The following is a 2,270-nucleotide window of genomic DNA, read 5'->3' on the forward strand; positions in this document are numbered from 1 at the left end:
CCGCGCCGGCTCGGCACCGTTCCGGATGCGTCAACCCAGTAAGCCCGAGGACCGACCGAGCCCGGCGTCGGAGGGGCTGGTGGACCTGCCGTACATCATCCCGGTGGATCCCCACTCGGCCATGCTCTCGCCGGAGGACATCGAGGCCGAGTGCGAGGCCTCGGATGGACGACTCCCGCGGCCCGAACTCCGACCCGGCGACGTGGTGGCCGACCAGTACGAGGTCCGCGGCGCGCTCGCCCACGGTGGGATGGGTTGGATCTACCTCGCCGTGGACCACAACGTGTCCGACCGGTGGGTGGTGCTCAAGGGCCTGCTCCACGCCGACCAGGCCGAGGCGCAGGAGGTGGCGGTGGCCGAGCGGGAGATCCTGGCCGAACTCTCCCACCCGTCGATCGTGAGGATCTACAACTTCATCCACGACGACTGGGCCACCTCGCCCACCCACGGCGGCTACATCGTGATGGAGTACGTCGGTGGGCCCAGCCTGCGGGACGTGCGCAGGTCGGCGCCGGGTCGCGTCCTGCCGGTGGAGAAGGCGATCGCGTACGTCCTCGAGGCCCTCACAGCGCTGTCCTACCTGCACTCCGTGGGGCTGGTCTACAACGACCTCAAGCCCGAGAACATCATGCTCACCGAGGACCACGTCAAGCTCATCGACATGGGCGCGGTCTCGGGCGTCGGCGACTACGGGCACATCTACGGCACACCGGGCTTCCAGGCGCCGGAGATCCCCGAGACCGGCCCCACCATCGCCTCCGACCTCTACACCGTGGGGCGCACCCTGGCGTCGTTGATCGTCCGACTGCCGGTGGTCGACGGCCGTTACGCCGACGGGATCCCCTCCCCCGTCGAGGAGCCGGTGTTCAGCCGGTACGACTCGCTCTACCGTTTCCTGTTGCGCTCGACCAACGAGGACCCGACCATGCGGTTCCGCAGCGCCAACGGGATGGCCGGCCAGCTGATGGGCGTGTTGCGCGAAGTCCTCGCTCTGCGTACCGGGATCCCGCATCCGGCGTTCTCCTCGGTGTTCTCGCCGCAGCGGTCCACGTTCGGCACGTTGTTCACGGTCGAGCCGACCGATTTCCTCGTCGACGGCCACGCCCGCGACACCACACTGACCGGTGCCGAACTCGTCGACGCCCTGCCCGTGCCGCTGATGGAGTCCTCCGATCCCGCCGGGCGCATCCTGGCCGCCACCTCCTACACCTCCGTGGAGCAGCGGATCGACACGCTCCGTGAGCTGTACTCGGATACCGAGTCCGAGGCCCACGACAGCGTGGGGGTGATCATGTCGCTCGCCCGCGCCTACCTCGAGAGCGGAGACCTCGCGTCGGCCGAGGCCTTGCTGGAGGAGAACTCCGACCGACTCCGCTCGGAGTGGCGCCTGGTCTGGTACGTCGGGGTGATCGCCCTGCTCAAAGGGGATCCCGTGGGCGCCTATCCGAAGTTCCAGCAGGTGTTGTCGGCCATGCCGGGGGAGAACGGGCCCAAGCTGGCGCTCGCGGCGACCGCCGAGCTCATCCTCGACGTCTGCCCGGAGGGGGACAGGGCCCGATGGGCGCGGTCGAGCGAGCACTTCTACCGCACGGTGTGGTCCGTGGACCGGTCGGTGGTCAGTTCCGCATTCGGGTTGGCCCGACAGTTGCAGAGGCGCGGGGAGGTCGCGGCGGCGATCGAGGAACTGGACCGGGTCCCGCCCAACTCCCGATACTCGGCCCTGGCCAATCTCACGGCGATCCTGCTGCTGTGCCAGGGGCGGCCACTGCGGGAGACCGAGGAATCCCACCTGCGCGAGGCCGCTCGTCGCGTCGCGAACCTGTCCGCCGGTGAGCACCGGGCCGTCCAGATCCGCCTCACCGTGCTGACCACGGCACTGAGTTGGATCCAGCTTCCCGGAAACGAGCCCTCGCCGTCGCCACTGATGCGGGGGGTGCCGTTCACCGAGTTCGGTCTGAGAACGGGCGCGGAGACGGTGTTGCGGACCCTGGCGCGGTCCACCGAGACCCGGCAGCAGCGCTTCCGGTTGGTGGACCAGGCCAACAGCATCCGGCCTCGAACCCTGTTCTGACGCCGCCCGGGTGTCGGCATCCCGGCTCTCTGCTCCTCACCGCTCGCGGTCTCAGCACTCGGCGTCGCGACGCCGCCGGCCGGCCAGCAGGATCAGGGTCACTCCGGCCGCGGCGGCGGTCAGGGCCCACAGCAGCAGGTCCGTCGCTCCCACGCCCGTCTCCGCCAGCGAGCCGCGCACCTGGGAGTTGGCGCGAGCC

Annotated in this window: 1 protein-coding gene; it reads left to right on the forward strand. The window is 69.8% G+C overall.

Annotated features, from left to right (window positions below; all coding sequences use genetic code 11):
• Nucleotides 1–2,071, forward strand: a 2,071-nt coding sequence (locus G6019_RS04985; RefSeq protein WP_182613164.1) for a serine/threonine protein kinase, incomplete at its 5' end; no start/stop codon positions are given.
• Between the last annotated feature and the right edge of the window lie 199 nt (nt 2,072–2,270).

Source organism: Dietzia sp. DQ12-76, assembly GCF_014145045.1.
Classification (GTDB): domain Bacteria; phylum Actinomycetota; class Actinomycetes; order Mycobacteriales; family Mycobacteriaceae; genus Dietzia.